Source organism: Micromonospora sp. DT229, assembly GCF_049844505.1.
GTDB lineage: Bacteria > Actinomycetota > Actinomycetes > Mycobacteriales > Micromonosporaceae > Micromonospora.
This window is the reverse complement of sequence record NZ_JBNCLD010000008.1, coordinates 242,494-269,271: the sequence shown is the minus strand read 5'-3', so window position 1 is coordinate 269,271 and position 26,778 is coordinate 242,494. Positions and strand designations below refer to the sequence as shown.

Genomic DNA, 26,778 nt, shown 5'->3' with positions numbered 1-26,778 from the left:
CGGTGGGGACGGTTCACATGCCGGCCATCATGGATCATGGCGCGCTATCCGCCCTGTCATGCCGTAGGCGTTTATCGGCCGCCTGGTAACCGTGCTCGCGTTCCTGCGTGCACCACTCGGGCGGTACGGTTCGGCGGTGGCTGGCAGCGTCGGACCATCGTTGATCTTCGTTGACATCGACGGGGTACTGATCCCGCTACGGTCCCCGCCGTACGCAGTCGGTGCTGGTGGGCATGACGACGGTCCGGATCAGCACGGGAATCCGCTGTTGGACCGTCTCGATCCTGCCGACGGTGATCGGCTGCTGGCCCTGCCGGGTGAGCTGGTCTGGGCCAGCACCTGGATGGCCGAGGCCAACGAGGTCGTGGCGCCCCGGATCGGTCTGCCCGCTCTACCCTTCGTCGACTGGCCCGACGATGGCGAGGAACCAACACGTGGAGTGCACTGGAAGACCAAGCCGTTGGTGCGGTGGGCGGCAGGTCGCCCGTTCGTCTGGCTGGACGACGAGATCAGCGACGCTGACCGGCGATGGGTCGCCGCCCAGCATCCGCAACCTGCACTCCTGCATCGTGTCGACCCGGACCGGGGACTGACCCGGATCGACCTCGCGGCGGTGAGTCGCTGGCTGGACCAGCACGGCTGATCGGTCCGCCGTGCCGCAGCAGCGCGGCGACCACAGCCCTGGCGGCCGGTACGCGGATCCGGTCCGGCGGCGCGGTGGTGAAGGCCGCTCCGCCGGCCAGCTCGCGCCGCCTACAGGAAGCGCTCCGGGTCGAAGCTTTCGAGGTCGATGATGCGGACCCGAGGAAGCACGTTGGTGAAGCAGTCCGCGTCCTCCTCGATGTCGAATATCTGCAGGCCCGGCAGCTCGGCGAAGCCGGCGTTGAGAAACTCCTTGAACCCGACGACCGCGACCTGACGATCGCCGTCCAGCAGCAGCTCGCCGAGCTGCGGCAGGAAGTCACCGTCGTGGCTGGCGAGCATCACGTTGCCCGGGCGTCGGGCGATGGCCTGCAACGTCCGCTGGATGCCGATGTCCACCACTTTCTGATCGAATGAACCAGCGAGCGGAATGGGCCGGTAATCCATGCTCAGCAGGGCCCTGACGAACGGCATCGGCAGTACGCCGCCCGAGGCGTTCAGGAAGAACAGCCCCTTCACCGGCTGCTGCCACGTGTCGCGCGCGAACTCCCGCAGACGCTCCCACCGGGGTCGCTCCGCAGGGGCCGGCCGGCGCTCCAGAACACTGTTGCCGAGAGTGGCGTCGATGTTCTCCCCATCCACGATGAGGTACGTGACGGATTCCGATGTGCCGGGCATAGAGGTACCTCTCGAGTCGAGCAGCGAGCGCGGACCGGTCAAGCCCGAGCGTGTGACGTGCCAGAAGTCATGCTCATGGTCAAGCGTATTGGCTGCCAGGCCGCCGCCCGTCGGCAGCCCCAAGAGTCGGATGGTGGGCAGCAATCGTCGGCCACGGTCACGCGCCCTCCGATGATCCACGAGCAGGGTCAGGTGGGCGCTCTGCCGAAGTTGGCCCCTGCTACCGTGCCGCGCGTCACCACCGAAGGTCAATCGGGGATTGTCGATGCATCGGTCTGGTTGAGCCGGTCGCAAGGGCCGGAAGGGCCGGCCAGAGGCCAAGGAGTGGGACATGAACGAGAAGAAGGTCATCGCGATCGTCGGCGCGACCGGGGCTCAGGGTGGAGGGCTGGCGCGGGCGATCCTGACCGACCACGACAGCGAATTCACCGTCCGTGCGCTGACCCGGGACCCCACCTCGGAAAAGGCGCAGGAGTTGGTGAAGCTCGGCGCCGAGGTGGTCGAGGCCGACATTTACCACCAGGAGAGCCTGGTGCAGGCGTTCGCCGGAGCGTACGGCGCCTTCCTGGTCACCAACTTCTGGGCGCACATGTCTGCCAAGAAGGAGTTGCAGGAGGCGGCGAATCTGGCCGAGGCGTCCGCGCAGGCCGGTTTGCGGCACGTGATCTGGTCGACCCTCGAGGACACCCGGGAGCACATCCCGGTCCACGACGACCGGATGCCCACCCTGCAGGGTAAGTACAAGGTTCCGCACTTCGACGCGAAGGCGGAGGCGGACGAGTTCTTCACCCGGGCCGGTGTGCCGACCACGTTCCTGCGGACGACTTTCTACTGGGAGAACCTGGCCACCGGCTTGGCTGGTCCCACCCGCGACGCCGACGGGGTGCTGACCCTGTCGCTGCCGATGGGTGGCAGCCGGATCGCCGGCATCGCGGTGGAGGACATCGGCAGGACCGCGTACGGCATCTTCAAGGCCGGCACGGAATACGTCGGCCGTACGATCGCCATCGCGGGTGAGCACCTCACCGGCGAGCAGATCGCCGCGAGCCTGTCCCGGGCGGTCGGCGAGCCGGTCGGCTACCGCCCGCTGTCCCACGATGCCTACCGCGACCTGGGCTTTCCCGGCGCGGACGAGGCCGGGAACATGTTCCAGTACTACGCCGAGCACGAGGCGTACTTCACCGGCGTCCGCGACCTCGACGAGGTCCGCCGCCTCAACCCGGAACTGCAGACCTTCGACACGTGGCTCGCCGCCAACGGCCACACCATCCCCCGCAACTGATCCGATGCGCCAGACCCAGCGGCCGCCGCCCCGGCGAACGGGACGGCGGCCGTCGGGATGTCGACGCCGGGTCTGTCCCTGAGTGAACAGGGCGATGATGCCTCCGTCGTGGAGTACCGGCCGTAGCGCCGGCACCCTCGTCGAGCCGCATCGACAGCGGCAGGCATGGCCCAGGCATGCCATGGTCGGCGTAGCCTGCGAACGATGGAGCGCAAGCGTGGGTACGCGCCGGGCCGGGCAGAGCCGGCGGACGGCAAACTGCTGGCCGCGGCGCGGGCGGGTGACGGCGAGGCGTTCGGGCGGCTGATCGGGCCGCTGCGCGAGGAACTACGCGCCCACTGCTACCGGATGCTCGGCTCACTGCACGACGCCGAGGACGCCGTCCAGGACACCTTGGACCGGGCCTGGCGGAACCTCGCCCGGTTCCAGGACGACCACGCATCGATCCGGCCCTGGCTCTACAAGATCGCTACGAATCGGGCGTTGACCCTGATCGAGCGCCGGCGGCGCCGGGAGTTGCCCACCGATCTTCGACCGGACGCCGCAGCGACGGCCGAGCTGGCGTGGCTGGAGCCGTACCCGCAGCGGTTGATGGGGTGGACACCGCAGCTCGGCCCGGAGACCCGAATGATCGCCCGGGAGAGCCTGGAGCTGGCGTTCGTCGCCGCCCTGCAGCACCTGTCGGCCCGGCAGCGGGCGGTGCTGCTGCTGCGTGACGTGCTCGGCTATCCGGCCAGGGAGGCCGCCGACCTGCTGGACACCAGCATCGCGGCGGTCAACAGCGCCCTGCAGCGGGCCCGCGCGGTTCTTGCCGGCCTGCTGCCCGAACAGGCCCAGCAACCAACCCTGGACGCGCTCGGCGACGCGGGGCAGCGGGAACTGGCCCGCCGGTACGCGGCGGCCTGGGAGGCCGGTGACGTCGAGGCGGTCGTGGCGATGTTGACCGACGACGCTCGGTACTCGATGCCGCCGCTGCGGGTCTGGTATGAGGGCCGACCGGCGATCCGCGGTTTCCTCGTCGAGGTGGTGCGCTCGTACCGCTGGCGTTTCCTGCCGGGCTGGGCCAACGGGCAGCTGGCGTTCGGCACGTACCGCTGGGATGAGGCCCAGGGCAGCTATCTGCCGGCGGGTCTGGACCTGCTCACGCTGCGCGGCGCCCGGATCGCCGAGGTGGTCTCGTTCCTCGACGCCGCGTTCCCCCGCTACGGGCTGCCCGCCCGTCTCGACGGCCAACCGGCGGGGGTGCGATGAGTTTGCCGGCCGGCCCGGGTTGTAGGGGTGATGGAGCCCGAGCAACCCGGAAAGGATCGAGCCGATCATGGCCACTGACGAGGAACAGGTCCGCACCCTGATCGAACGCTGGGTCGCCGCGGTGCACCGCGGCGACCTCGACGCCGTACTGGCCGACCACGCCGAGGACATCGTGATGTTCGACGTGCCGCCGCCGCAGCAGGGCGTCCGGGGCCTGGCCGCCTACCGGGAGAGCTGGCCGCCGTTCTTCCGCTGGCAGGCCCGGGGCGCCTCGTTCGAGATCGAGTCGTTGGAGGTCACGGCCGGCGGCGAGGTGGCGTTCGCGTACGCCCTCCTGCGCTGCGGCACGACGGCGGACCTTGCTGCGGCGCCGGACCGGCGACTGCGCCTCACGCTGGGCCTTCGCCGTCAGGACGGGCGCTGGGTAGTGACCCACGAGCACCATTCCTTCCCGCTCGACACCGGGATGCGGGACCCGGCGGCCGACGAACGGGCGCTACGTGAACTGCACCAGCGGTGGTTCGCCGCGACCGCCGCCCAGGACCTCGACACCCTGATGGAGCCCATCGCCGCCGACATCGTGTCGTACGAACACGCCGGCCCCCTGCAGTACGTGGGCGCACCAGCAGTATGGGAAGTCTGCCAGGCCGGTCTAGCTGCCGCCGGCGACGCCGAGGTGACCTGGGACGTCCCCGACCAGACCATCCTGGTAGACGGCGACCTGGCCGTCTCCTGGGGCCTCAACCGCATACGGATAACCCGACCCGACGGCGAGTGCACGGAAACCTGGTCCCGCGGCACCCGAGTATTCACCCGCCGCAACGATGCCTGGCGCCTGACCCACCAACACCTCTCCCACCCGCACGACCCACCAACCCGCACCCCCGGGACCGACCTGCTCCCCTGAACGGGCCAGCCGCGCGCACAAACCCGCCCGCAATGGTTGATCATGAGGTTGACGGCAGTCGTTGATCTCCGCGCTGCCGCCAACCTCATGATCAACGGAGATGGTGTTGGTTGAGCGTCGGCGGGGTCGCCAGCCACGTCAGTGGGCGGTATCGAGACGCAGACCAGGGTGGTGTCCTCCAGTGCCTCGACAGTGCCCGGTGCCTGCTCGGGCACGTGGACGAAGTCGCCCGAACGAACCGTCACGGCGTCCTCCTCGGCACCCACACGCAAGGATCCGCTGATCACCACCCAGACCTCCGAGTATGGAGCCGGTAGATCGGCACGCGCCCCAGCGAAGAAGAACGCCGGGTAGGCGCTCATCGACCGGCCTACCTCCTTGCTGAGGCCTGGCGCGACAAGAATCGGGTCACCGGAGCGGACCGCATCGTGGTCGATGACCGAGCTGAACCGGCGGACCCGCGCGGAGGTGTCAGACATATCGAACCTTCCTGCACCAGGAGTCACGCGTCCAGGTCGGCTGCGGCGCAGATGTGAACGGGCGGGGCTTGAATCCCGAGCTGCCGTGCGATTGCCGAGATCTCCGGGTCGGCGAGGAATCCTTCGTAGTCCTTCGCATCCCAGTCGAAGACGCACCACGCTCTATGCGCGTCGTCGGGATCGAAGAAAACCTGGGCGCGTCGGCAGCCGTGCTCACGCCGCTTCTCCCCGCCGACAGTGGTGAACACTTCAAGGAAACGGGCGGGGTCGATGACCCTGGCGATGGTGACGATCACCTGTCTGCTCCTCAGGTCCGTGGGTCGACTCCCGGCTGACGACTCGGACCTTAGAACCTGAAGTCTGGTTGAGGTCAAGGACCATCCTGCCCCATGCCAGCCCTTGATCACGCTCGTTCCGTGCACAAGTGGGCTCGTTTGCCGCGTAGCCACCGGCGGGCGTTGCAGTAGCGGCCGCCGCCCCGGCGAACGGGACGGCGGCCGCTACCTGCGATGTCTACGCGAGGGCTATCCCTGGGTGATGGTCACGTCGTCCACGGCGGCCTCGACCAGGCTGGCGGTGCCCGCGTCGGCGGCTTCGATCAGGATCCGTACGCTCTGGCCGGTGTAACCGCTCAGGCTCCAACTGCCCGAGGTCCAGGCGGCGTTGCGGTTGGTGGCGCTGGCCGACTGGGTGAACAGGGCGGTGGTGCCGCCGTTGTGCACCACGGAGACCCGGAAGAAGTCCGCGCTTGTGGCGTTGCTGCCGTGGGCGAGATACCAGGACATCTTCAGGGTCAGCGGGCCGGTGGTGGGCAGGGTGATGGCGGGTGACCGGACGCTGGTCGTACCGCCGTCGATGTCGTGGTCGCCGGCGGAGGTGCCGGCGAGCCTGCCGGTGACCAGGTCGTTCGTGCCGGAGAGGGCGGTGAGTTGCTTGGCGCCGCTGGAGTTGGTGGCCTGCGGCACGCCGCGCTCCCACCTGCCGCTGGTGGCCGTGTCGGTACCGGCCGGGTTGGTGGTCCAGCCGGTGGCGGTCTCGAAGGTGTCCGACCAGACCGTCGTCGCCGGGGTGCCGGCGGCCAGGGTCCAGAGGGCGTACGCGGCCGCGTCACCGGCCCGGTTGAGCACGGTGTCGGAGATGTTGTTCGGGTACGTGTCGCACGCCCGGTGGTAGCAGGGGTCGAAGGCGCTCTGGGTGCCGCCCCACTTGGTCACCTGCGCGGCGGTCTTCACCCGGGACGCGCCCGCCGCCACCCCGGAGGTCTGCACGCCGATCGCGTTGAAGGGGGCGTCGTCGGAACGGCCGGCGCCTTCGGTGTTCTCCTCGGTCTGTACGCCGATGGAGTCGTAGTACGCCTTCAAGGTCCGCCCGGGCACGGAGGTGATCCGGTTGATGAAGTAGCCGCCGTTGACAGAGCCGACCATGTCGAAGTTGAAGTACGCCTTGATCTTCGCCCGTTCCGTGCTGGACAGGGTGTTGGCGTAGAACCGGGATCCGTTGAGACCCTGCTCCTCGTCGGTCCAGAAGGCGAACCGGACCCGGCTGGTCAGGCTCGGATTGGTCGCCGCGAGGGTCAGGGCGATCTCCAGCAGGGTCGCCGACCCGGAGGCGTTGTCGTTGATGCCGGGACCGGCCGACACCCCGTCCAGGTGGGCGCCGAACATGTAGATGCTGTTCGGGTCCCCACCACCCGGCCAGTCGGCGATCACGTTAGGGCCGGCGCCGCTGGTGCAGCCGGAGGTGCAGTTCTGTCGGGTCACGGTGAACCCAGCGGCGGCCAGTCTGTTGTAGACGTAGGTCACCGAGGCGGTGTAGCCGGCGCTGGTGGCGCGTCGGTTGCCGCCGTTGTTGGTCGCGATCGTCTGGAACTGCTGAATGTGCGCCTTCGTGTTGGTCAGCGAGATGTCCGGCGCCGCCAGGGCGGAAGCCACCGGGCTGGTCGCGGGAGCGGTGGTCGGCACGGCGACCACGGCGACGAGGGTCAGGGCCAGGGCCGTGCAGGCACGCAACACCGTAGTTGCTCGCAACGATCTCTCCTGCCGGGTAGGGAGCGCCGGCACCACCGGCAGCCGCAGATTAGGACGGTGCGGAGAATGGCGTAAACACATCCCGCTATACCGCTTTATCCATAGCGTGACGAGGTGCGAGGTGGGAGTCCTGCGACCGGACCACCGACCACGCCGCCTTCCTGGTCACCCTGGCCGCCCGCCGGCCGCCGGACCCGCAGGTCTGAGCAGGGGGCTCAGTCCCACCAGAAGGCCCAGGTCGGGGCGTCGACGAGACGCTCGGCGTAGCCGGCGAGAGTGTACGGACGCTGCCCTTGCAGGATGTTGTCCGGGCAGAAGGCGAAGTGTTCGGCGGCGATGGGCAGCGCCTCGTCCAGGTTGGCCGGCGGCGCGGCGACGCTGAGGTACAGCTCGGCGAAGCCGACACCGATCACCCGTACCCCGAAGCGGTCCTCCCAGCTGCGCAGCACCGCGCACAGCTCGGCGACCCCGATGTGGTTGATCGCGCCGTGCCACCCGAGGGCGGCCAACACGTCGCTGCTGCGCGGCGCGGCGACCAGACCGAGATGCATCCCCGGCTGGGCCTGTGCCAGTTGCTCGGCCCAGTGGTCGGCGTGCTGTCGCACCCCGACCCGGGACGGCAGCTCCGGGGCCAGACCCGGCCAGGCCCGGCCGTACGGGGCGGTGAGGGAATCCTCATCGGCCGGGGGCGGCGAGTCGCCACCGTCGTCGGCCAGCGCGGCCCACCGGTCGGTGAGCACCCCCTCGGCGTCATGCTGGTCGGGCGTGGAGGCCGCGGGCCAGAGCTCACCGTCTTCCCAGGGGCGGGACATGTCACCGCCGAGACCGTCCAACAGCACCGGCCACAACCCGGAGTCCCGGTGTACGGCGTGCAGGCGCGACCACAGTCCGGCCGGTGCCGGCTCCTCACTCATCCACAACACCGGCCGGTCGTCGACACCCTCACTGCCGGGTACCGTCCGGCCGGGCGGCAGCGGCACGGCGAGGGTCCGCGGAGCATTGTCCGGGAACAGTTCCAGCAGGTCGGCGGGCATCTCGTTCAACTGCGACGTCACGAGGCGTGAGAGTAGCGGCCGGGGCTGACTTTTTCCGCGCTCCGCGCGGCGGCACCTTAAAACCGGTTGTCCCAGCGGGCGAGCTGCGCCAGGGTGGGCGCATGACGTACTGACGGATCGCACCCCGCCGCGCCGAGACCCCTCCGCGCGCCCCCTCGTGCCCTCACCCACCGTCCGTGCCTCCACTTTCTCCTCGGGAGAGAACCCCTTGTCTGAGCTGCACCTGCGGCAGTCGACGCTGCCCGCGTCCGGCCCCGCCACGATCAGCGTCTTCGCCTCACCCGCCAGTTGGATAGAGTCCGACGCCCACACCCAGTGCCGTCAGGTAGCCGCCCTCGACGGCATGATCCACGTCGCCGCCATGCCCGACCTGCATCCCGGCAAGGGCGCCCCGATCGGGGCCGCGATGGCCTCCCGGATGCTGTATCCGTTCCTCGTCGGATCCGACATCGGCTGCGGCATCGCGGTGTTCCCGATCCGGCTCAAGCGACCCGTACCGGAGAAGCTGGCCGCGCGGTTCCCCGACCTGGACCGGCCGCTGCATCCCGAACGGGACGCCGACGACCCGGCCTGGACGGTGGTGCACGGCGAGATACCCGCCGGCCACATCGAGAGCCTGGGCACGGTGGGCCGGGGCAACCACTTCGTCGAGCTGGCGCGGATCGGCGCGGTACTCGACCCGACCCACGCCAGTCGTCTCGGGCTGGCCGCCGGTGACCTGGTGCTCGTCGTGCACTCCGGTTCCCGGGGATTCGGCGAGCGGATCCTGCGGGAGCACACCGAACGGCACGGCACGGGCCCGGCCCCGGATCCGCAGGCGTACCTGGCCCGGCACGACGAGGCCGTGCGGTGGGGTGCGCTGAACCGTCGCCTGTTGGCCGCCCGGGTCGCGTACGCGCTGGGTGCCGCGCCGACCGAGCCGATCGTGGACCAGTGCCACAACCTGGTGGAGGTACGCGACGGCGGCTACCTGCACCGCAAGGGTGCGGCCCCGGGTGACGGCCGGGACGTGCTGATCGCCGGCACCCGGGGCACCCCCTCCTATCTGGTGGCCGCGCATGCCGGTCCGGAGGCCAACTACTCGGTGGCGCACGGTGCCGGGCGGAAGATGTCCCGGGCCGACGCCCTGCGCCGAGGGCGAGCCAAGCACACCGTCGAGGAGCTTCGGCGTACCCCGGTGGGCTCGGTGGTGGTGTGCGGCGACCGCCAACTGCTCTTCGAGGAGGCGCCGGGGGCGTACAAACGCATCGAGCAGGTGGTCGCGGACCTGGTCGCGCACCGGTTGGCCACCCCGATCGCGACAACGGTTCCGCTGGTCACGTACAAGACGGCCGACCTGGCGGTCGGGTCGCGGCGCGACGAGCGACGTCGGCGGGGCCGGCGGTGACGGTACGCCTGCTGCTGTCGGCCGGACGCGGTCCGCAGGAGTGCGCCTGGGCGCTGGCCCACCTGCTGCGACGTCTCGAAGCCGAGGCCGCACGGCAGCGGCTACGGGTGCACCGGGTCGACACGGTGGTCGGTGACCGGCCCGGCACCTACCGCTCGGTGCTGGTGGAGATCGGCGGCACCGATGTCGAGGGGTTCGCCGCCTCCTGGACCGGCACGCTGTGCTGGCAGGCACCCAGCCCGTACCGGTCCGGGGTCGGCCGGAAGAACTGGTACGTCACCGCCCAACCCTGCCCGACGGACACGGAGGCCACCTCCTTCGAGGAGTCCGAGGTGGAGGTGGTCGGCTGCCGCACCGGCGGACCCGGCGGTCAGCACCGGAACAAGGCCAGCACGGCGGTACGGGCGACGCACCGCCCGACCGGGTTGGTGGTCGTGGTCGACACCGAGCGGCAGTTCAGCCTCAACCGCCGGATCGCGCTGCGGTTGCTGCGGCAGCGACTCGCGGACCGGGACGAGACCGCGGTACGCGATGCCACCACCGCGCGATGGCAGCTGCACGACCGGCTGGTCCGCGGTGCCCCGGTCCGGGTCGAACGCCCGTAGTCACCCGGCGCCGCCCCAGGCGGCCTCGACCAGGGCGGGAAGCACCTGGGCGGCCGGGCCACGCAGGTTGATCTCGCACACCGGGTCCAGCGGGGTCGGCTCCGGATTGACCTGGATCACCGTGGCGCCGGACCGGGCGGCCAGGTGCGGGATCTCCGCGGCCGGGTACACCAGGCCGGAGGTGCCGACGGTCAGCAGGACCTCGCAGGCGGTGGCGGCCTCGGCGGCGGCTTCCAGGGCCGACTGCGGCAACGTCTCACCGAACCACACCACGCCGGGGCGGACCGGCGCCGAGCATTGGTCGCAGCGCGGCGGGGGCAGCCGGCGTCCCTCGGTCGGCTCATCTGCGGGGGGTGTCGGTGCCGGGTGGGCGCAGGCGGAGCAGCGGGACGCGAACAGGCTGCCGTGCAGGTGCAGCGGGTCGGTGGAGCCGGCCCGCTCGTGCAGGTCGTCCACGTTCTGGGTGACCAGCACGGTGTGCGGGACGTGGGTCTCGATCGCGGCCACGGCCAGGTGCCCCGGGTGCGGTCGGGCCCGCGCGACGATCGCACGGCGCCACGCGTACCAGCCCCAGACGAGGGCCGGGTCGGTGTCGAAGGCCTCCGGGGTGGCCAACTCCTGGGGGTCGTAGCGCTGCCACAGGCCGGTGAGGGCGTCGCGGAAGGTCGGTACCCCGCTCTCGGCGGACATGCCCGCGCCGGTGAAGACCACCACCCGTCGGGCCCGGCCGAGCAGCTTCGCGGCCTGCGCCGTCGCCGTATCGATCATCCGTCGAGCCTATCGGCGCCCACGCCACCCGTCGCCCGACCACGACCACGACCAACCGGGCCACGACCTGGAACCCGATCACCGCCCGGGGCCCGGCCACCGCCTTGAAGCCCGGTCACGGTCTGGAACCTGCTCGCCGGGGTCACCTACAGTGTCGATCATCGTCACGGTGCCGGGTACGACGATCGGGAGGGCCGTTGCGCCGGATGCGCGAATTCGGGCTGCACCAGTGGTTGCTGCTCTCCTTCGTGGCGGTCGTCTTCGGGTGCGCGATCTGGATGGCCGTGCTGGCGATCGACTCGTTCCGGGCGGCCCACGGCGGAGTGGCCGGTACGGTGACCGTCGAGGACTGCCTGTACGCCGACACCGACGATGGGCCACAGTGGACCTGCTCCGGGCCGTTCGTCTCCGACGACGGTGCCGTTCGCCGCGACGCGGTGACCCTGCGGGATCGTCCCTCCAGCCCCATCCAGGCCGGTACGACCGTGACCGGCCGGCTCAGCAGCCCTTCGGCGGGCAACCTGCACACCGAGGACCGGACCTGGATGTGGGCGACCGGGGCCACGATCAGCTTCCTCGGGATCGGCCTCTACCACCTGCGGTCCGTCCTGCGGCCCAAGGTGGAGGTGGCTAGGCCACCCACGGTCGATCCCGAGCACGCGGCGATGGCCGCACGGGCCCGCGCGTTCCTGGAGGAGTGGAAACACGTCTTCCAGCCGTCGACCCCGGTGACCGCAGCACCGACTCCGGCATCCACCCTCGACACACCGAAGCGGGCGAACCTGGCCCTCGGGAAGGTCCTGATCAGCTGGCTGCTGCTGGGGCTGGCCAGCGCCGGCATGGTGTGGCACCTTGCGGAGGTGGAGCGCCGGCGGGAGGCGCCGCTGACCGCGTACGCCCTGGGCACGGTCACCGCGGCCCGACTCGGCGCGGAGGACCGGATCGAGGTCGCGTACCCCGACACCGCCGGAGTCGAATGGCGGGTGCGGTGGAAGCCCGTGGACCCGGACAGCTATCCGGAGGGCGGTCAGGTGCCGGTGCGGTACGACCCGAGCCGGCCGGGGGAGGTCCTGCCGGAGTATCCCGAGTTCTTCGAGCTCGAGCCGCGCTGGCGGGCGGTGCTCATCCAGTTGGTGCTGCTGCCCGGGTTGCTGCTGGCCTCGGCATGGGGGTGGCGGCTGGGGCGCTGGGCGCTCGGCTGCCTGCGGCGCGGCCGACCGGCGGTGGCCCGGGTCCGGCAGGCGCAACTACGCTGGGGTACCGAGCCGACCGCCTTCTGGCTTGAGCTTCAGGAGGGGAACCGCACCTGGTACCAGCGGATCGTCTGGGACCGTCGGCTGTTGCGCCGGCTGACCGACAGTGGTGCGGAGGTGCCGCTGACGGTCGAGCTGCGCCGCTGCCCCGGGTTGCGGCGCATGTACCTGGTCGACGTGGCCGGGGTGGGGCGGCTGTGGCCGGCGAGCACCGCCCGTCCTCATCCGCCCGGCAACTACGAACTGAGCCCGGTCGAGCGCCACCGGATCGGTTCCGCCGAGCCGCTGGGCCGGTACCTGAAACCCCTGCTGCTCCTGGTCGGCGGCAGTTGGCTGCTGGCTGGTCCGGTCGGGGCCGGCTACCTGCTGGCGCTCGTCGTCGGGTTCATGATGTGGGGTGGTGGCGCACCCTGGCGCGGTCTGTACGCCCTGCGCCGCTGACCCACGGACCGCTTTGCGCCGTTCACTCGGCCAGGATCTGCTCCCGCAGGATGTCCGCGTGCCCACAGTGCTGGGCCAACTCCCGCAGCACATGCAGGTACACCCAGCGCAGCGGCAGCGGGCCGCGTCGGTTGCCGTACACCAGGTCGTCCAGGTCGAGCGGGGCCGTCGCTCGGCGGGACCGCATGCAGGTCTCCCGGTGTTCTCGCTGGATGTCGGCGATGGTGTCGGAGTCGTCCAGGATGAAGGACTCGTCCGGTGTGGCGGGGATGCCGATCTCGTCCCGCGACCGGCAGTTGACGGCCTCGTCGAACCAGACCTTCTCCACGAAGGTCGCATGCTTGACCAGGCCCAGCAGGGTCGTGCGAGAGGACACCAGCGACCGGCGGGCCTGCTCCTCGGTCAGCCCATCCAGGCAGGCGTTCAGCGCGGCGCGGTGCTGATCGAGAAAGAACTCGAACTGAGCCCGCAGCGGCTCGTCCCGGATGTCGTCCATGGACGTCGGTAACGGAGATGCCATGCACGAAGCATCCCAAACCACCCCACCCAACAACAAGGAACACCACCCCACCCCCAAGCACAGATCTTGCAGTTTTGGTCGCCGAGAGTCAGGTTAAAAGCCGCGAATCGACGACCAGAACTGCAAGATCGGCGGCCTGCGGGAGCGCGGGTGGGAGGGAGGGAGGGGGTGGGTCAGCCGCGCAGCAGGGGCAGCACCCGCCGGCCGAGCAGGTCGATCCCGGTGCGGGGGGTGAGCCCGTGCGGGGTGCCGAACTCGACGCGGCTCGCCCCGGCGTCGAAGACCGCGGCGGCCTGGGCGGCCACCTGTTCGGGGGTGCCGGAGAAGGCGAACAGGTCGAGCAGGTCGTCACCGATCAGGGCACCGGCCTCGGCGTCCTCCCGGCGGGCCACATGCTCCTGGATCCGGGCCAGCAGTTCCGGATCCACCTCGACGGTGGGGTCCAGGGCGGCGACCACCGCGAGATACATGGCCACCTCGGTACGGGCCACCCGCCGGGCCAGTTCCCCGTCCAGGTCGACCACGGTCACCGCACCCAGCACCACCCCGGTGCGGTGACCGGCCGCCTCGTCCAGCCAGGCGCGCATCGTCTTGGCCATGGCCGGGTTCGCCGAGCCGCCGACCTTGACCTCGCCGGCGTATCCGGCGGCGGACCGGGCGGTCTGCTGCCCCCAGGTGCCGACCAGCACCGGCACGTCCGGCCGGGCCGGGGTGTAGCGCAGGCCGGTGCCCGGGGCCAGGGTGAACTCCCGACCCTGGAAACCGCCGTCGTCGCCGGCCAGCAGCCGCCGGACGATCTGCACCGTCTCGGCGATGCGCCGCAGCGGCCGGGCCTGTGTCACCCCGACCTCCTGCAACCAGGTGCCCCGGGCCAGGCCCAGGTAGGCCCGGCCGTGCGAGGCCAGGTCCAGGGCGGCGACCTGACCCGCGACCTCCACCGGGTGCAGGGTGAACGGGTTGAGGCAGGCCGCGCCGAGCCGGATCCGACGGGTGTGCCGGGCGGCCACCAGCAGCGGGAAGATCGGCGGCTGGTACATCAGGTCACCGAAGACCGACAGCACGTCGAAGCCGTGCCGCTCGGTCAACTCGGCGAGTTCGGCGTACTCGTCGGCGGACTTGTCCGACTGCAGGCCGATGCCGACCAGGTGTTCGCCGGTCACGTCAACTCCTCGGTGGGGATCTGCCGCAGGGCGGTGCGTTCGATGCGCATGATGAGCCGCTCCTCGGGGTCCGGGCAGGCCACGTGGCTGTCCTGGGCCATCCAGTCCCCCTCGGCCAGGGCCCGCTGCTTGGCGGGCAGCAACGGCAGGCAGGCGGCCAGCGCGTACATGCAGAAGTGTTGGCCTGCGGGGATGCTCAGCCGGCTGGATTCGGTCAGGTCGATGTGGTCGCCGACCTTCATGCCGCACACCGAGCGGCCCTCGATCCGTTCGACCACGACCCGCAGGTCGTACACCTGGGTGGTGGGTTCTTCCTCGGTGCTCATTGGATCGCCTCCGCGTGGTGGTGCACGATGCGCCAGCCGGTGTGGTCGCGGCGCAGGACGTCGGTGACCCGGAAGCAGGTGTCCGGGCGGTCGTCGCCGAAGCGGGCCCGCAGCAGGTAGCGGACCAGGCCGGTGTCGCCCCAGCTCTCGGCGTGCACCTGCTCGGGTGCCACGCTCACCGGGGCGGGGCCGGTGGTGGCGGCGGCCCGGGAGTCCCGCAGGTCGTCCAGGGCGGCCAAGCCGGTCAGCAGGTCGTCCGCGTCGGATTCCCAGACGGTCAGGTCGGGGTGCAGGTGGGCGTCGAAGGCGGGCCGGTCGCCCAGGGACCGGTACATGTCGCTGATGGTGCTGGTCAGTTCGTCGATGCTCATCGGGTCACTTCCGGCTCAGGTCGCAGGGGGCAGGGTCTCGGCCAGGCGGGCGCGCAGGGGGTCCAGGCCCATCGGCCCGAGCGCCAGGGCGGTGTGGTGGAACCGTCTGCGGTCGAAGGCGGCGCCGGCGCGGCGTTCGGCGTCCCGGCGGGTCTGCTGCCACAACCGGGCCCCGACCTTGAAGGCCAGGGCCTGGGCCGGCCAGCCCAGGTACCGGTCGACCTCGAAGCGGGCGGTCGCGGGGTCCAGCCCGGCGACCCGGGTCAGCAGGTCCACGGCCACGGCCGGGGTCCACCGGTCGGCGTCGGTGAATCCGTTGCCGGCCGGGATCGGCAGGTCGAGGTGCAGACCGAGGTCGATGACGACCCGGGCGGCCCGCCACATCTGCCCGTCGAGCATGCCGAGGCGTTCACCGGGGCCGGCGAAGAGACCCAGTTCGTCGGCGAGGCGTTCGGCGTAGTGGGCCCAGCCCTCGGCGTACCCGTGCACCTGACACAGGTGGCGCTGCCAGGGGTGCAGCTCGGCGGTGGTCAGGGTGATGGCGTGTTGCAGGTGGTGACCGGGCAACCCTTCGTGGCAGAGGGTCCCGACATGCCGCCACACCGGCACGCTCGACTCACCCGGGGGCACGGACCACCAGATCGCACCCGGGCGGGTCAGGTGGGCGTCCGGCGGGGTGTAGTACATGACGCCGGAGGCGGCCGGGCTGATCCGGCACTCGACCTGGCGGGTGGCCGCCGGGATGTCGAAGTGGGTGCCGTCGAGCTGGTCGGTGAGCAGGGCGGTGCGCTTGCGCAGCCACTGCTCCAGCGTCGGTCCGACCGGTACCCGCCCGGCGGGGTCGGCATCCAGCGCGGTGCGGGCCGTGACCGGGTCCGGGTAGCCGCAGTCGGCCGCCGCGGCGTACAGCTCGGCCTCGGTGCGCGCCAGCTCATCCCAGCCGTACGCGTACAGCTCGTCGAGGTCGACCGTGGCGCCGAGGAAGGCGCGGGAGGTGACCTCGTACAGCTCCCGGCCGACACCGTCCACATCGGAGGCCATCGGGGCCAGTTCGGTGCGCAGGAAGGCGGTGAACCCCTCGGTGGCGGCGGTGGCCAGCCGGGCCCCTTCGCCGAGCCGGTCGGCGAGCGGGCCGCCGGGGTAGCCGGCGACCAGGCGGCCGTAGAAGTCTGTGGCGGTCCAGCTTGCACACTGCTCGGCGACCACCCGCACCTGCCGTCGGGCGGCCAGGTGACCGCGCTGGGCGGAGTGGCGCAGGGTGGCGGCGTACTGGTCCAGGGTGGTGGGCAGCCGGTGCAGGTGGGCGGCGACGGCGGTCCAGTCGTCGGCGGTGCGCCGGGGCAGGTTGTCGAAGACCTGCCGGGCCAGGTGGACCGGGGTGGCCAGGGGGGCCAGCAGCCGGGTGGTGAACCCGGCCTCGTGCAGGGCGATCTCGCTGGCCAGCCGCTCGGCCAGGGCACCGGCCAGGGCCCGCTGCGCCGGATCCTGGGCGGTCGCCGTGGTCAGCGCGGTGGCGGTCCGCCGGGCCAGCGCCGCGCGGGCCTCGAAGGCCTCCGGGGAGAGGTCGGCCAACTGCGAGTCCGGAGTGCCCCCGGCCGCCTCGGCGGCCTGCGGGTCCAGCTGCGCCAGCGCGGCGAGGTAGTCGTCGGCGACCGCACCGACCCCGGTCATCGGGATGTCCGGGTGCGACCGTGGTCGTCGCGGTAGACGACCCCGCCCTTCATGACCAGGTGCAGGGTACGCAGGGCGGACACCGACCGGGTCGGGTCGTCGCGCAGCACCAGCAGGTCGGCGTGTTTCCCGGCGGTGAGGCTGCCCAGTCGGTCGTCGGCGTCGAGCCACTGGGCGGGGCGGATGGTGGCGGCCTTCAGGGCGTCCGCCACCGGCATCCCGGCCTCCACCATGAACTCCAACTCCCGCACGGTGGCGCTGGTCTCGTCGTAGTCGGCGTGCGGCGGCATGTCGCTGCCCAGGGCGATCGGCACCCCGTTGCGGATGGCGTGTTGCAGGCTCTCCCAGTGGCGGGGGCCGGCGCCCAGGGCCCGCTCCATCAGCCAGCCGGGCACTCCGGAGTCACGGAAGAACTGTTCGCAGCGGCTGACCACGATGGTCGGGACGTACCAGACGTCACGTTCGGCCATCAGCCGGGTGACCTCGTCGGTCAGCTCGTAGCCGTGCTCGACGCAGTCCAGGCCCAGTTGGACCGCCCGGCGTACGGTGTCGGCCGGTCCGGCGTGCGCGGTGACCTTGCGCCCCCAGTCGTGGGCCACCTGGATGACGGCGGCCATCTCGTCGTCGAGCAGTTGCGGGGTGTCGATGGCCTCGTACTGGCCGGCGATGCCGCCGGAGATGCACACCTTGATCAGGTCGGCGCCGGCCCGGATCTGGGCCCGGGTGAGCTGCCGGAAGCCGTCCGCGCCGTCGGCCTCCAGGGCGTCGGCCTCCCAGCCGTGGCCCCCGGTGCAGCACAGCGCGTGCCCGGCGGTGAAGATCCGGGGACCGTCCACCGCGCCGGCCTCGATGCCCTTGCGCAGCGCGAAGTCGGCGTAGCGGCCCTCGCCGACCAGTCGGACGGTGGTCACCCCGGCGTGCAGGGTGCGCCGCGCCGAGTCGGCCATCAGCAGCACCAGTTCGGCCAGGTTGGACCGGTGCACCTGGTCGGCCAGGTGACCGGGCAGACCGAGGGAGAGGTGCACGTGCATGTTGGTCAGGCCGGGCATCACCACGTCACCGCCGAGGTCGACCACCCGGGCGTCGCCGGCCCCGGCGAGCACCTCGTCGACCGGACCGACGGCCCGGATCATCCCGTCGGCGCCGATCCAGACGCCCCGGTCGGACTGGAGGTGGCCGTCGATGCCGTCGTAGAGGGCTAGGTTGACCAGGACCTGTTCGGTTGCGTGATGCATGGCGGCGTCCTCAGTGGGCGGCCACGGTCGGGACCGTGGTGGGGTCGTTGAGCCAGCAGGCGGCGCTGCGTCCGCCGAGGTCGAGGTGGGGTGGCTGGTCACCGCAGGGGGCGAAGGCGTGGGCGCAGCGGGGCCGGAACCGGCAGCCGGTGGGTGCGTTGGCCGGGTCTGGTACCTCTCCGGCGAGGGTGGCGGGCAGCCGAGGGGTGGGGCCGATCTGCGGCACCGCGTCGATGAGGGCCCGGGTATAGGGGTGGCGGGGGTCGCGCCACAGGTCCCGGGTGGGTGCGGTCTCCACGATCCGGCCCAGGTACATCACCGCGGTGACGTCGGCGATCTCGTGGACCAGGGCCAGGTCGTGGGAGATGAACAGCATGCCCATGTCGAGTTCCCGGACCAGCCCGACCAGCAGGTTGACCACCTGGGCCTGGGAGGAGGCGTCCAGGGCGGTCACCGGCTCGTCCGCGATGATCATGCGGGGTTGCGGGGCCAGGGCCCGGGCGATGGCCAGTCGTTGCCGTTGCCCGCCGGAGAACTGGTGCGGGTAGCGGTCGGCGGCCTCGGCGGGCATACCGACCCGGTCGAGCAGTTCGGTCACCCGCGCCTCGCGGGCCGCGCCGGTGACCGTCGCCGGGATGCCGTCGCGCAGTTGGGCGCCGATGGTACGCCGGGGGTTGAGGGAGGCGTACGGGTTCTGGAAGACCATCTGGAGGCCGATCTCGGTCTCCGGTCTGCGCCGCCAACCCAGCGGGGTGATCGGGCGGCTGGCGAAGCTGACCTCCCCGGCGCTCGGCGGGGTCAGCCCGACCGCCACCCGGGCCAGCGAGGACTTGCCGCAGCCGGATTCGCCGACCAGGCCGACGATCTGGCCGGGTGCCACCTGAAGGTCGACCCCGGCGACCGCCTGGACCCGCCCACCGCCCCGGGCGCGGTACTCCACCTGCACCTGACTGATCCGCAGCAGGCTGCTCATCTCGCTGCCACCTCCAGGTGTGGGCGGACCACGCAGGCCACCGACCGGTGCTCGCCGGCCGGGGCCAGGGGCGGTGCGGTACTGCCGCAGGCGGGTTCGGCGTACCCGCAGCGGGGTTGGAACGGGCAGCCCGGCGGGGCCTGGCCGGGTGCCGGTGGGCCGCCCGGGATGGGCCGCAGGGTACCGACGGCCTGGGTACCGTGCGGGCGGGCGCCGAGCAGCGCCGCAGTGTACGGGTGGGTGGGTGCGGTGAGCAGGGCCCCGGTCGGGCCGGTCTCCACCACCCGCCCGGCGTAGAACACGTAGCCCCGAGTGGTCAACGCGCTGAGCACCCCCAGGTCGTGGGTGATGAAGGCGACGGCCAGGCCGGTCTCGGCGCGCAGCCGGTCCAGCAGGGTGAGGATGCCGGCCTGCACGGTGACGTCGAGGGCGGTGGTGGGTTCGTCGGCGATCAGCAGCCGAGGTCGGGCGGCCAGGGCGATGGCGATGGCCGCCCGTTGCCGCATACCGCCGGAGAACTGGTGGGGGTAGGAACGCAGGGCCCGTTCCGGGTCGGGGATGCGGACCTGGTCGAGCAGCTCCACCGCCCGCCGGTTCGCGGCCCGGCGGTCCATCCGCAGGTGCACCCGCATGTGTTCGGTGAGCTGCCGACCGATGGTGAGCATCGGGTGCAGGGCCGCGGTGGGGTCCTGGAAGACCATGGCGATGCCGGCGCCCCGGACCCGCTGCCAGCCGCGCTGGTCCAGGCCGAGCAGGTCGGTGCCGGCGAACCGGGCGGACCCGCTGACCGTGGCGCCGGCCGGCAGCAGACCCAGCAGAGTCTGCGCGGTGAGGCTCTTGCCGCAGCCGCTCTCCCCCGCGATGCCGACCAGTTCGCCCTCCTCGACGGTCAACGACACGTCGTGCAGGATCGGCAGTGGGCCGCGCGGGCCGGGCAGGGTGACGGCGAGGGAGTCGACGTCGAGCAGCGGCGCCATCTCAGCGTCCCTTCGCGTAGCGGGGATCCAGCCGGTCGCGTAGTGCGTCGCCGAGTACGTTGAAGGCCATCACGACGGTGAGGATGGCCAGGCCGGGGAAGACGCTGACCCACCACATCGACAGGTCCTGGGAGCCGAGGGCGACCATCGAGCCCCACTCGGCGGCCGGTGGTCGGGGCCCGAGGCCGAGGAAGGAGAGCGCCGCCAGCAGCAGCACCGCGTTGCCGAGTTCCAGGGTGGCCAGCACGATCGCCGGACCGATGCTGTTGGGCAGTACGTCGCGGCGCAGGGCCTTGACCGGCCCGACACCGAGCAGTCGGGCGGCGTTGAGGTAGTCGTCGCCGCGCATGCTCAGCACGGCGCTGCGGATGACCCGAGCGTAGACCGGCCAGGAGACGATGACCAGGGCGAGGACGGCGTTGCGGGTGTTCGGGCCGAACGCGGCGGTGACCGCCATCGCGAGGATGATCTGGGGGAAGGCGAAGACCAGGTCGGTCAGGCGCATCAGCGCCTCGTCGACGAACCGGCCGAGGTAGCCGGCGAGCAGCCCGAGCAGGCCGCCGATCAGCAGGGCCAGGCAGACGATGGCCAGGGCCAGGGGGATGGACAACCGGGCGCCGTGGATCACCCGGCTGAGGATGTCCCGACCCAGGGAGTCGGTGCCGAACCAGTGGGTCGCCGAGGGTGGCGCGTACGCCTGCGGGCTCTGGGCCAGCGGGTCGTAGGGGGCGATCAGCGGGGCGAACAGCGCCACCAGCAGCCATCCGCCGAGGATGATCAGGGCCACCAGGGCGATGGGTTGCCGCCAGATCGGCCGGGTGGTCGACCCCCCGCGCAGCCGGCCCAGCCAGCGGCGTCGGTTCAGGGCCCGCTCCACCTTGGGGTCCGGGGCCACCGGGTCCGGTGCGATCGTGGTCATGACAGCCGGATCCTCGGGTCGATGAGGCCGTACAGCAGGTCGACGGTCAGGTTGACCAGGGTGTAGACCAGCGCCACGAAGAGGCTGACGCCGAGGATCGAGGGCAGGTCCAGGGCGGTGGCGCTGCGGTAGGCGTACTGGCCCAGGCCGGGCCAGCCGAAGATGCTCTCCACCAGCACGGTGCCGGACAGCAGGGAGGCGAAGGCCAGGCCGGAGACGGTGACCACCGGCACCAGGCCGGCGCGCAGCAGGTGCCGACGCAACACCACCCGGGTCGGCAGACCCTTGGCGTACGCGGCGCGGATGTAGTCCTGCTGGAGCACCTCCAGCATGGCGGAGCGGACGAAGCGCACCAGCAGCGCCACCGTCAGGGAGGTCAGCACCAGCACCGGCAGGACCAGGTGCTGGGCGGCGTCCCAGGCCACGTCCCACTGCCCGGCCAGGACCGCGTCGACGGTGTACATGCCGGTGACGGTGGGCGGTGGGCTGAACGCGGTGGACAGCCTTCCCCCGCTGGGGGCCAGGCCGAGCTTGTAGAAGAAGACGTAGAGCACGACGAGCGACAGCCAGAACGGCGGGGTGGACAGGCCCAGCAGGGACCCCACCCGGACCAACTGGTCGGTGAACCGGCCGTTGCGGACCGCGGCGAGCATGCCGACGCCGGTGCCGATCAGCAACGCCAGCAGCATGGTGGGGATGGCCAGTTCCATGGTCGCCGGCACGTACCGCACCAGGTCGTCCAGGACGGAGCGGCCGGTCTGCTGGGAGATGCCCAGGTCACCGGTGAGCAGGTTGCCCAGGTACTGGAAGTACTGCGCCCAGAGCGGCTGGTCCAGGCCCCACTTCTCGCGGAAGGCGGCCACCGTGGCCGGGTCGTTGAGGGCCTGGTCGGACAGGTTCGCCGTGACCGGGTCACCGGGCACCACGTTGACCAGCCCGAAGGTCACCACGGTGACCCCCAGCAGCAGGCCGGCGGTGATCGCCAGCCGCTTGGCCAGGAAGACCAGCAGCGGGTACGCGCGGCCCGGCCGGGGCCGGGACGCGGTCGTGGTGACCGCGCCCGGCTCGCCGTCCTGAACTGTCGTCATCGGTGCTGCCGGCTACTTGCGGCCGACCGCGGCGACGTCGACCTGCCAGCCGGCCGCGGTGTAGTCCGCACCGGTCAGGTCGGCCGTGGCCACCACCGTGGAGGAGTTACTGGCCAGCACGATGTACGGGGAGGACTGGTTCATCAGTCGCTGCCATTCCTGCATCGCGGTGGCCCGCTGGGCCAGGTCGAGGGTCTCGGTGACCTTCTTGCCGGCGGCCACGACCGCCGGGTCGGCCCGCTCCACCGTCCAGCCGGACCGCAGGGCGGTGGGCTGTCCGGGCGCCATGTTGTTGATCAGGGAGTCGGCGACCGGGTAGTTCAGGCTCTGCGGGGTGAAGCCCATCGGCATCTTCCCGGCGCGCATCTCGTCCAGGAAGGTGGTCAGCGGCTGCGGGTTCAGCTCCAGGGTGATGCCGGCCTCGGCGGCGTCGCCCTGCACCTTGGTGGCCACCGTGCCCAGGTCCACCCCCTTGTAGGTGATGGCCGGGTAGCTGAACTTGACCTTGGGGTTGGTCAGGCCCGCCTCGGCCAGCAGCGCCTTGGCCTTGGCCAGGTCCCGGGTCGACGCCTCGCCCTCGGGCAGCGCGCCCGGGAAGGCGGGGGCGACCAGACCGGCGCCCGGTGCGGCGCCGGTGCCGTAGAGGGCGGCGATGCCCTGGTAGTCGATGGCGGCCCGCAGGGCCTGGTTGAACTTCGGGTCGGCGGTCACCGCGGAGACGGCCGGGTCGGCGTTGAGGAACAGGAAGTAGACGGTGTCCTGCACCCCGGAGGTCTGGAGAGTGTCCGGCAGTCCGTCGAGCAGCCGGCCGGAGATGTCCAGGGAGATCTCGTTGGCCTCGGCGCGCTGCATGGTCAGCTTCTGGGTCTGCACGTCCATGTTGCGCAGCACGACCCGGTCGTACTTCGGCTTGGCACCCCAGTAGTCGGGGTTGGCCTCCAGCACCACCTGGGACTCCGGCTCGTACGACTTGAGCAGGTAGGGGCCGCTGCCGATGGAGTTGGTGTCCAGGTACTGCTGGGCGGTGTCGCCCTGCGCGGCGTCCTCGCCGTCCTTGGCGCCGTTCTGCTGGGCGACCTCGGCGTTGATCACGGCGGTGGAGGGCATCGACAGCACCACCGGCACGTTGGGGTTGGGAGTCGCCGAGGTGACCACGACGGTGCTGTCGTCGGTCTTGCTGACACTCAGCTCGCTGACGGTGACCGCCGGGCTGGCCTTGAGGTTCTTCAGCCGGTTGAGCGAGAACACCACGTCGTCGGCGGTGAGCGGGCTGCCGTCGGAGAACTTCACCCCCTGACGCAGCTTGAAGGTGAAGGTCTTGGCGTCCGGGGACACCTCGTACGACTCGGCCAGGGCGGGGACCGGCTTGCCGACGTCCGAGCCCTCGAAGGTGAGCAGGGTGTCGTAGAGGGCGTGCACCGCGGTCAGGCCGGTGGCCTCGTACACCCGACCCGGGTCGAGGGTCTTGAGGACGAACGAGGTGTTGACGGTGAGGGTGGCCGCGCCGCCACCAGTAGCGTTTCCGCCACCGCCGGCCGTGCAGGCGGTGGTGGAGATGATGGCCAGCGCCGCCAGAGCGGATGCTCCGACGCGAAGCCGGCGGGGGAACACCGACATGCTGTTCCTACCTTCGTACGGCGCGGTCCGCTCAGCGTGGGCCGCGAATTGTCAACGACCTGGGACGTGACGCCGGTGTCGCCGGTCGCGGTGTCTCGGGTTTTCAGGAACGTCGTCTCAGGGTTGGATGTAGCTGGACTCGCGTTCGTCCGGTTCCTGCCCGAACGAGGCGTGTCTACCTACACCAAACATTGCCCGGTTGTTGTTTGACCACCCTAGACAGGCTGTATAGCTTGGTCAAACAACTTCAGCCACACTGTTATCGGATCGAGGTTCTAGATGCTCGGTGACCGGCTCCGCGACCTCCGACAGCAGCACTCCCTCACGCTGCGTCAGCTCGCCACAGCCGCCGAGGTGTCCCCCGCGCTGCTCAGCCAGATCGAGAACGGCGCGACCGACCCCAGCCTGGCCACACTGCGTAAACTCGCCCAGGTCTTCGACACCTCGATCGCCGAACTGTTCTCCGAACCCGAGGCCCCCGCGGTGCACCTGAGCCGCGCCGGCACCCGTAGCCGACTGACCGCTCCCCCCGGCCAGATCACCTACGAACGGCTGACCCCGGGACGGGGGGACCTGGAGGTGCTTCAGGCCTACCTGGCCCCGGGCGACGCCAGTTCGGCCGAGCCCTGGGCCCACCCCTCCACCGAGTGCGCGATCGTGATCGCCGGGGAGGTGGTCGCCGAGATCGGCGGGGAGAAGCATCTCCTGGCCGCCGGGGAGGCGGTCACCTTCGACTCCCGCCTGGCCCACCTCTACCGCAACGCCAGCGACGAGCCGGCCCACCTGATCATCGCGGTCACTCCACCCAACCCCTGAAGACCGGGGGTACGAGTCGTGCACCGTGCCGCCTAGCATCGATGCACATGACCGATTCCGCCACCTTCGGCAACCCCGTCGTACCCGGCTTCCACCCCGATCCCAGCGTGTGCCGGGTGGGCGAGGACTACTACCTGGTCTGCTCCAGCTTCGAGTACTTCCCCGGCGTACCGATCTTCCACAGCCGGGACCTGGTGAACTGGCGGCAGATCGGCAACGTGCTGGACCGTCCCAGCCAGCTGGAACTACCACCGGACACGCACGCCTCCGCCGGCATCTACGCCCCGACCATCCGCCACCACGACGGCCGCTTCTACATGGTCACCACCAACGTCACCACCGGCCGCCACCTGCTGGTCACCGCCACCGACCCGGCCGGACCCTGGTCCGAGCCGGTCCATCTCGACGTGCCGCACATCGATCCCTCGCTGACCTGGGACGACAACGGGGACTGCTGGTTGACCGTCTCCGGGGTCGAGTCGTACCGGATCGACCCGGAGACCGGCACGGTGCTGGAGGGCCCGGTGCCGATGTGGTCGGGCACCGGCGGGCAGTACCCGGAGGCCCCCCACCTGTACCGGATCGGCGACTGGTGGTATCTGCTGGTCTCCGAGGGAGGTACGCACACCGGGCACGCCGTCTCGATCGCCCGCTCACGCAGCATCCGGGGCCCCTTCGAGCCCGGCCCGGTCAACCCGTTCCTGACCCACCGCAGCACAGACCGGCTGGTGCAGGCCACCGGCCACGCCGACCTGGTGCAGGCCACCGACGGCAGCTGGTGGATGGTGCTGCTGGGCATCCGGGCCAAGGGCCAGTGGCCGCCGTACCACGTGCTCGGCCGGGAGACCTTCCTGGTGCCGGTGCGCTGGGTGGACGGCTGGCCGGTGGTGGACCCGGTGGAGGAGACCATGAGCGCCCCGGCCGGCAGCCCACCCGCCCTGGCCGCGCCCCGCGACCCGGGTGCCTACCGGGACGACTTCGACGCCACCGAGGCGCTCACGCCGGAGTGGATCTCGCTGCGGGAGCGGCCGAAGGAGAGCTGGTCGCTGACCGAGCGGCCCGGCTGGCTGACCCTGCACGCCACCGGTACGACCCTGGACCGGTCCGGGGCCACCCTGGTGGCCCGTCGACAGCAGCACCACGACTGCCGGGCCAGCGTGCACGTCGACCCTGGTGCGGGTCGGGCCGGACTGACGTTGCGCATCGACGAGGCGCACCACTACGACATCGAGGTCGCCGACGGGCTGGTGCAGGTAGTCGGCCGCGTCGGGCCGTTCCGGCAGGTCTTCGGTGAGCTGTCGGTGCCGGCCGGCCCGGTCACCCTGACCATCGACACCCGTACCGACGACCTGCTCCCGCCGACGGTGACCGCCGCCGACCAGGTGACGGCCCCCGGCGCCCCCTTCGGGGTACGCCCGGCCGCCTGCGACACGGTCAGCTTCGAGGTGCTGACCGACACCGGGCCGGTCGTGCTCGCCGAACTCGACGGCCGCTACCTGTCCACCGAGGTCGCCGCCGGTTTCACCGGTCGGGTGTTCGGCCTCTACGTCACCGAGGGCAGCGCGGCCTTCGACTGGTTCGACTACCGCCCGCATTCCTGACCGACGCGTACCCGCGAGCGGCCCTCCTGCCCCTGGGTCGGAGGGGCGCTCGCGGTGCCGGCGCGGGTCGAGGGCTGCTCGGCGGGCGGCCGGGTGGAGCGTCCGCCGGGCCCCGCATCGGGTGCCCTTGCCCGGAGGCAGCGGTGATCGGTCGCGTCGCCGGGTTCCGGTCAGCTGTCGGTCGGACGGGCAGCGGTCGGCTTCGGCGGCCAGAAGGGCCACTCCTCGAAGGAGGCGCACCGCCCGTCCTCGGCGAACCGCATGATCCACAGATCGCGGTACTCCTGGTCGACCGGGTCGCCGTATCGGACCTCCAGTCGCGCCACCGCGGTGTCGCCCTCGACCGCGACGACCTCGCTGGTCATCTGGAACACCTCGTCCGGGCCGTCCCGCTCGGCTTCCCACATCCGGGTTATCGCCGGCAGACCGACCACCGGCTCCCGGTACGGCCCCTGCCGGTAGCTCGCCTGCTCGGTGAAGATCGTGGCGAGCATCTCCGTTCCCGGCGTACGCCAGGCCCGCTCGTAGGCCGCGATCCAGCCGGTCACCTGCTCCCTGTCCATGCCTGCCAGCCTGCCACCCCTCGCCTGGTCGATGCCGTTTCGGCGCGCTGGCGGTATCCGAGCGGGTGGATGGCCGCCGTATCGCCGAAAAGGCGTCGGGCGGGGGGGGGGGCCCCCCCCCGCCCCCGCCCGGGGGGGGGGTGGATCAGCCCGCGGGGGCCGGCCC

26 protein-coding genes are annotated in these 26,778 nt (G+C 71.3%); 9 read left to right on the top strand and 17 right to left on the bottom strand.

Annotation, left to right across the window (positions count from 1 at the left end; translation table 11 throughout):
• The first annotated feature begins 160 nt into the window (after positions 1-160).
• A complete protein-coding gene (locus ACLQ2T_RS15660) occupies positions 161-643 on the top strand; it encodes an HAD domain-containing protein (protein WP_425766983.1) in 483 nt (160 codons plus the stop codon).
• Between the two features lie 110 nt (positions 644-753).
• Here the strand turns inward: ACLQ2T_RS15660 and ACLQ2T_RS15655 are convergent, their stop codons facing one another.
• Positions 754-1,443 carry an NYN domain-containing protein gene (locus ACLQ2T_RS15655; protein WP_425766862.1) on the bottom strand — a complete coding sequence of 230 codons (690 nt, stop codon included), beginning with the start codon at positions 1,441-1,443 and terminating at the stop codon, positions 754-756.
• A 208-nt stretch (positions 1,444-1,651) separates the two neighbouring features.
• Here ACLQ2T_RS15655 and ACLQ2T_RS15650 point away from each other — a divergent pair, with 208 nt between their 5' ends.
• The 3 genes from ACLQ2T_RS15650 (at position 1,652) to ACLQ2T_RS15640 (ending at position 4,760) form a co-directional block, all read left to right on the top strand.
• A complete protein-coding gene (locus ACLQ2T_RS15650) occupies positions 1,652-2,602 on the top strand; it encodes an NmrA/HSCARG family protein (protein WP_425766861.1) in 951 nt (316 codons plus the stop codon).
• Positions 2,603-2,806: 204 nt separating this feature from the next.
• A complete protein-coding gene (locus ACLQ2T_RS15645; protein WP_425766860.1) occupies positions 2,807-3,853 on the top strand; it encodes a sigma-70 family RNA polymerase sigma factor in 1,047 nt (348 codons plus the stop codon).
• Positions 3,854-3,920: 67 nt separating this feature from the next.
• Positions 3,921-4,760 (top strand): YybH family protein, encoded by an 840-nt coding sequence (locus tag ACLQ2T_RS15640; protein WP_425766859.1) that lies wholly within the window; start codon positions 3,921-3,923, stop codon positions 4,758-4,760.
• Positions 4,761-5,262: 502 nt separating this feature from the next.
• Here ACLQ2T_RS15640 and ACLQ2T_RS15635 read toward each other — a convergent pair.
• From ACLQ2T_RS15635 to ACLQ2T_RS15625, 3 genes are all read right to left on the bottom strand, one after another.
• A complete protein-coding gene (locus ACLQ2T_RS15635; RefSeq protein ID WP_425766858.1) occupies positions 5,263-5,535 on the bottom strand; it encodes a hypothetical protein in 273 nt (90 codons plus the stop codon).
• Positions 5,536-5,763: 228 nt separating this feature from the next.
• The gene (locus ACLQ2T_RS15630) at positions 5,764-7,251 is read right to left on the bottom strand and encodes a M20/M25/M40 family metallo-hydrolase (RefSeq protein WP_425766982.1); all 1,488 of its coding nucleotides are present in this window, start codon (positions 7,249-7,251) and stop codon (positions 5,764-5,766) included.
• 230 nt (positions 7,252-7,481) lie between these two features.
• Entirely contained in the window at positions 7,482-8,321 is an 840-nt protein-coding gene (locus ACLQ2T_RS15625; RefSeq protein ID WP_425766857.1) for a DUF4253 domain-containing protein, read from the bottom strand.
• A gap of 208 nt (positions 8,322-8,529) precedes the next feature.
• Between ACLQ2T_RS15625 and ACLQ2T_RS15620 the strand changes: the two genes are divergently transcribed.
• Together ACLQ2T_RS15620 and prfH are read left to right on the top strand one after the other, a co-directional pair.
• Positions 8,530-9,708, top strand: coding sequence for an RNA ligase RtcB family protein (locus tag ACLQ2T_RS15620; RefSeq protein WP_425766856.1), 1,179 nt, complete (start codon positions 8,530-8,532; stop codon positions 9,706-9,708).
• On the top strand, positions 9,705-10,313 hold the full coding sequence (gene prfH / locus ACLQ2T_RS15615) for a peptide chain release factor H (RefSeq protein WP_425766855.1): 609 nt from the start codon (positions 9,705-9,707) through the stop codon (positions 10,311-10,313). The genes ACLQ2T_RS15620 and prfH overlap by 4 nt, the downstream gene beginning before the upstream one ends.
• Here prfH and ACLQ2T_RS15610 read toward each other — a convergent pair whose 3' ends face one another.
• Positions 10,314-11,081 (bottom strand): SIR2 family NAD-dependent protein deacylase, encoded by a 768-nt coding sequence (locus ACLQ2T_RS15610; protein ID WP_425766854.1) that lies wholly within the window; start codon positions 11,079-11,081, stop codon positions 10,314-10,316.
• A 206-nt stretch (positions 11,082-11,287) separates the two neighbouring features.
• On the opposite strand from ACLQ2T_RS15610, the gene ACLQ2T_RS15605 reads away from it, so the two are divergent.
• Complete coding sequence (locus tag ACLQ2T_RS15605) at positions 11,288-12,775, top strand: hypothetical protein (RefSeq protein WP_425766853.1); 1,488 nt, start codon at positions 11,288-11,290, stop codon at positions 12,773-12,775.
• A gap of 22 nt (positions 12,776-12,797) precedes the next feature.
• On the opposite strand, the gene ACLQ2T_RS15600 is transcribed toward ACLQ2T_RS15605, so the two are convergent.
• The 11 genes from ACLQ2T_RS15600 to ACLQ2T_RS15550 all read right to left on the bottom strand — a co-directional run bounded on the left by ACLQ2T_RS15600 (position 12,798) and on the right by ACLQ2T_RS15550 (position 23,632).
• Entirely contained in the window at positions 12,798-13,295 is a 498-nt protein-coding gene (locus tag ACLQ2T_RS15600; protein WP_425766852.1) for a DinB family protein, read from the bottom strand.
• Positions 13,296-13,468: 173 nt separating this feature from the next.
• Complete coding sequence (locus ACLQ2T_RS15595) at positions 13,469-14,455, bottom strand: LLM class flavin-dependent oxidoreductase (protein ID WP_425766851.1); 987 nt, start codon at positions 14,453-14,455, stop codon at positions 13,469-13,471.
• On the bottom strand, positions 14,452-14,781 hold the full coding sequence (locus tag ACLQ2T_RS15590) for a TIGR04076 family protein (protein ID WP_425766850.1): 330 nt from the start codon (positions 14,779-14,781) through the stop codon (positions 14,452-14,454). Before ACLQ2T_RS15590 ends, ACLQ2T_RS15595 begins: the two co-directional genes overlap by 4 nt.
• Positions 14,778-15,152, bottom strand: a complete 375-nt coding sequence (locus ACLQ2T_RS15585; RefSeq protein WP_425766848.1) for a nuclear transport factor 2 family protein — start codon at positions 15,150-15,152, stop codon at positions 14,778-14,780. The genes ACLQ2T_RS15590 and ACLQ2T_RS15585 overlap by 4 nt, the downstream gene beginning before the upstream one ends.
• Before the next feature lie 15 nt (positions 15,153-15,167).
• Positions 15,168-16,823, bottom strand: a complete 1,656-nt coding sequence (locus ACLQ2T_RS15580) for a DUF885 domain-containing protein (RefSeq protein WP_425766846.1) — start codon at positions 16,821-16,823, stop codon at positions 15,168-15,170.
• Complete coding sequence (locus ACLQ2T_RS15575; protein WP_425766845.1) at positions 16,820-18,058, bottom strand: amidohydrolase family protein; 1,239 nt, start codon at positions 18,056-18,058, stop codon at positions 16,820-16,822. The genes ACLQ2T_RS15580 and ACLQ2T_RS15575 overlap by 4 nt, the downstream gene beginning before the upstream one ends.
• Positions 18,059-18,068: 10 nt before the next feature.
• Entirely contained in the window at positions 18,069-19,031 is a 963-nt protein-coding gene (locus ACLQ2T_RS15570; RefSeq protein WP_425766844.1) for an ABC transporter ATP-binding protein, read from the bottom strand.
• Complete coding sequence (locus tag ACLQ2T_RS15565) at positions 19,028-20,008, bottom strand: ABC transporter ATP-binding protein (RefSeq protein WP_425766842.1); 981 nt, start codon at positions 20,006-20,008, stop codon at positions 19,028-19,030. The genes ACLQ2T_RS15570 and ACLQ2T_RS15565 overlap by 4 nt, the downstream gene beginning before the upstream one ends.
• Before the next feature lies 1 nt (position 20,009).
• A complete protein-coding gene (locus tag ACLQ2T_RS15560; RefSeq protein ID WP_425766840.1) occupies positions 20,010-20,927 on the bottom strand; it encodes an ABC transporter permease in 918 nt (305 codons plus the stop codon).
• Positions 20,924-22,015, bottom strand: coding sequence for an ABC transporter permease (locus tag ACLQ2T_RS15555; protein ID WP_425766839.1), 1,092 nt, complete (start codon positions 22,013-22,015; stop codon positions 20,924-20,926). Before ACLQ2T_RS15555 ends, ACLQ2T_RS15560 begins: the two co-directional genes overlap by 4 nt.
• A 12-nt stretch (positions 22,016-22,027) precedes the next feature.
• Positions 22,028-23,632 carry an ABC transporter substrate-binding protein gene (locus ACLQ2T_RS15550; RefSeq protein ID WP_425766838.1) on the bottom strand — a complete coding sequence of 535 codons (1,605 nt, stop codon included), beginning with the start codon at positions 23,630-23,632 and terminating at the stop codon, positions 22,028-22,030.
• A 279-nt stretch (positions 23,633-23,911) separates the two neighbouring features.
• Here ACLQ2T_RS15550 and ACLQ2T_RS15545 point away from each other — a divergent pair, with 279 nt between their 5' ends.
• Positions 23,912-24,448 (top strand): cupin domain-containing protein, encoded by a 537-nt coding sequence (locus tag ACLQ2T_RS15545; RefSeq protein ID WP_425766837.1) that lies wholly within the window; start codon positions 23,912-23,914, stop codon positions 24,446-24,448.
• 47 nt (positions 24,449-24,495) lie between these two features.
• On the top strand, positions 24,496-26,049 hold the full coding sequence (locus tag ACLQ2T_RS15540; RefSeq protein ID WP_425766836.1) for a glycoside hydrolase family 43 protein: 1,554 nt from the start codon (positions 24,496-24,498) through the stop codon (positions 26,047-26,049).
• A 170-nt stretch (positions 26,050-26,219) separates the two neighbouring features.
• Here ACLQ2T_RS15540 and ACLQ2T_RS15535 read toward each other — a convergent pair whose 3' ends face one another.
• Positions 26,220-26,612 carry a nuclear transport factor 2 family protein gene (locus ACLQ2T_RS15535; RefSeq protein WP_425766835.1) on the bottom strand — a complete coding sequence of 131 codons (393 nt, stop codon included), beginning with the start codon at positions 26,610-26,612 and terminating at the stop codon, positions 26,220-26,222.
• Positions 26,613-26,778: the final 166 nt, after the last annotated feature.

Excerpts from the sequence above, each read along its gene's own strand:
- ACLQ2T_RS15650 (WP_425766861.1), top strand. The coding sequence starts at position 1,652 with ATGAACGAGAAGAAGGTCATCGCGATCGTCGGCGCGACCGGGGCTCAG.
- ACLQ2T_RS15645 (WP_425766860.1), top strand. The coding sequence starts at position 2,807 with ATGGAGCGCAAGCGTGGGTACGCGCCGGGCCGGGCAGAGCCGGCGGAC.
- ACLQ2T_RS15640 (WP_425766859.1), top strand. The coding sequence starts at position 3,921 with ATGGCCACTGACGAGGAACAGGTCCGCACCCTGATCGAACGCTGGGTC.
- ACLQ2T_RS15610 (WP_425766854.1), bottom strand. The coding sequence starts at position 11,081 with ATGATCGATACGGCGACGGCGCAGGCCGCGAAGCTGCTCGGCCGGGCC.
- ACLQ2T_RS15605 (WP_425766853.1), top strand. The coding sequence starts at position 11,288 with ATGCGCGAATTCGGGCTGCACCAGTGGTTGCTGCTCTCCTTCGTGGCG.
- ACLQ2T_RS15600 (WP_425766852.1), bottom strand. The coding sequence starts at position 13,295 with ATGGCATCTCCGTTACCGACGTCCATGGACGACATCCGGGACGAGCCG.
- ACLQ2T_RS15590 (WP_425766850.1), bottom strand. The coding sequence starts at position 14,781 with ATGAGCACCGAGGAAGAACCCACCACCCAGGTGTACGACCTGCGGGTC.
- ACLQ2T_RS15585 (WP_425766848.1), bottom strand. The coding sequence starts at position 15,152 with ATGAGCATCGACGAACTGACCAGCACCATCAGCGACATGTACCGGTCC.
- ACLQ2T_RS15580 (WP_425766846.1), bottom strand. The coding sequence starts at position 16,823 with ATGACCGGGGTCGGTGCGGTCGCCGACGACTACCTCGCCGCGCTGGCG.
- ACLQ2T_RS15575 (WP_425766845.1), bottom strand. The coding sequence starts at position 18,058 with ATGCATCACGCAACCGAACAGGTCCTGGTCAACCTAGCCCTCTACGAC.
- ACLQ2T_RS15570 (WP_425766844.1), bottom strand. The coding sequence starts at position 19,031 with ATGAGCAGCCTGCTGCGGATCAGTCAGGTGCAGGTGGAGTACCGCGCC.
- ACLQ2T_RS15565 (WP_425766842.1), bottom strand. The coding sequence starts at position 20,008 with ATGGCGCCGCTGCTCGACGTCGACTCCCTCGCCGTCACCCTGCCCGGC.
- ACLQ2T_RS15560 (WP_425766840.1), bottom strand. The coding sequence starts at position 20,927 with ATGACCACGATCGCACCGGACCCGGTGGCCCCGGACCCCAAGGTGGAG.
- ACLQ2T_RS15555 (WP_425766839.1), bottom strand. The coding sequence starts at position 22,015 with ATGACGACAGTTCAGGACGGCGAGCCGGGCGCGGTCACCACGACCGCG.
- ACLQ2T_RS15550 (WP_425766838.1), bottom strand. The coding sequence starts at position 23,632 with ATGTCGGTGTTCCCCCGCCGGCTTCGCGTCGGAGCATCCGCTCTGGCG.
- ACLQ2T_RS15545 (WP_425766837.1), top strand. The coding sequence starts at position 23,912 with ATGCTCGGTGACCGGCTCCGCGACCTCCGACAGCAGCACTCCCTCACG.
- ACLQ2T_RS15540 (WP_425766836.1), top strand. The coding sequence starts at position 24,496 with ATGACCGATTCCGCCACCTTCGGCAACCCCGTCGTACCCGGCTTCCAC.
- ACLQ2T_RS15535 (WP_425766835.1), bottom strand. The coding sequence starts at position 26,612 with ATGGACAGGGAGCAGGTGACCGGCTGGATCGCGGCCTACGAGCGGGCC.